General features: G+C 38.6%; 2 protein-coding genes. Both read left to right on the top strand.

From position 1 onward, the window contains the following. The coding region (locus tag ACFIO3_RS12290) for a CTP synthase (RefSeq protein WP_375704540.1) at positions 1-1,350 on the top strand (1,350 nt) is incomplete at its 5' end. A gap of 36 nt (positions 1,351-1,386) precedes the next feature. Then, the coding region (gene kdsA, locus ACFIO3_RS12285) for a 3-deoxy-8-phosphooctulonate synthase (protein WP_375704539.1) at positions 1,387-1,959 on the top strand (573 nt) is incomplete at its 3' end.

Here is a 1,959-nt window from a genome sequence, read left to right as displayed (position 1 = left end):
ATTTATCGCAATATCATTGAACGAGAGCGGCGTGGTGATTATTTGGGGGCAACAGTCCAAGTTATTCCTCATGTTACAGATGAAATTAAGAGATTCATTACGATGGGAAATGAAGAGTTTGATTTTGTTTTGTGTGAGATAGGTGGAACGGTTGGTGATATTGAAGCAATGCCTTTTCTAGAAGCGATTCGTCAGCTTCGCAATGAGCTACCGAGACAAAATGTCGTTTATGTCCATCTCACCTTAATGCCTTATATTCCTTCGGCAGGTGAATTAAAAACGAAACCAACACAACATTCTGTCAAAGAATTGCAAGCAGTTGGTATTTCTCCTGATATTTTGCTTGTACGTGCAGATCGATCTATTCCAGAAACAGAACGATGCAAATTATCACTTTTTTGCAATGTTCGCTCCAATGCAGTCATTCAGGCATTAGATATGCCAACAATTTATGATGTTCCTATGGCATACCATAAGGAGGGTTTGGACTCTGAAGTTCTTTGCGCTTTTGGAATCGATTCGGCTCCTTCCCCCAAGATGGATCGTTGGGAAGATATTACGCATCGCATTCACCATCCTGAAGGAGAAGTTACGATTGCTGTTGTAGGAAAATATACGGGCTTAAAGGATGCTTATAAATCCCTTATCGAAGCGATTGCGCATGGTGGTTTAGCGAATAAAGTGAAGGTTAATATTGAGTGGATTGATTCGGAACTTTTTGAAAAAGAAGATTCTGTTTCAGCTTTACAAAAAGCCCATGGAATTTTGGTTCCAGGTGCTTTTGGGGCACGAGGGTCTGAAGGGAAGATTCGAGCAATTCAATTTGCACGAGAGCGTAAAGTTCCATTTTTAGGAATTTGTTTTGGAATGCAATTAGCTTGTATAGAAGCTGCACGCAATATTGCACAGATTGAGAATGCTTCATCAAGTGAATTTTGCGAAACAGACAATCCAATTGTAGGTTTAATGACAGAATGGCTTAAAGGAGACGTTCTTGAAAAACGTACAAGAAATGGTGATCTCGGCGGTTCAATGCGCCTTGGTGCTTTTGCTGCTGAATTAAGGGAAGAGAGTCATATTGCTCAAATTTATGGGATGACCAAGATTGTCGAGCGACATCGTCATCGTTATGAGGTCAATATTGATTATAAGGATAAGTTAGAACAGTGTGGTTTGATTTTTTCTGGGATGTCTCCTGATGGTATTTTACCAGAAACGATAGAATATGTAGATCATCCATGGTTTATTGGTGTTCAATATCATCCAGAATTAAAATCTCGTCCTTTTGATCCACATCCGCTTTTTTCTTCTTTTATTGAAGCCGCTGTAGAACAAAGTCGATTAGTTTAATGCATAAATTTGGTTACTTTGCTTTTGAGGGATAAAATGACTAAACCAAATGCCCGTGTGAAAGTTGGAAATATGATTTTTTCAAATGAAATGCCTCTTTCATTAATTGCGGGTCCGTGTCAGATGGAAAGTCGAGATCATGCTTTTGAAATGGCTGGTCGTATTAAAACAATTACCGATCAGCTTGGTATCAGGTTTGTTTATAAATCAAGTTACGATAAAGCCAACAGAACCTCTTTGAGTGCGGCACGCGGCATTGGTCTTGAAAAAGCAATGGCTATTTTTTCTGATTTAAAAAAAGAGTTTGATTGTCCCATATTAACTGATGTGCATACAGAAGAGCAATGTACAATTGTTTCTTCTACAGTTGATATTTTACAAATACCGGCTTTTTTATGTCGTCAAACAGATCTTTTGGTAGCAGCCGCTAAAACAGAATGTGTTATTAACATTAAAAAAGGTCAGTTTTTAGCGCCGTGGGACATGGAGAATGTTTTAAAAAAGGTTGTTTACAGTGGTAATCCGAATGTTATGCTTTGTGAGCGAGGCACGTCATTTGGTTACAACCGACTTATTTCTGATATGCGTTCGTTGCCTATTTTGCGTTCA

Source organism: Bartonella sp. AD328YNZD, assembly GCF_042196425.1.
This window is presented reverse-complemented; position numbering and strand designations above follow the sequence as displayed.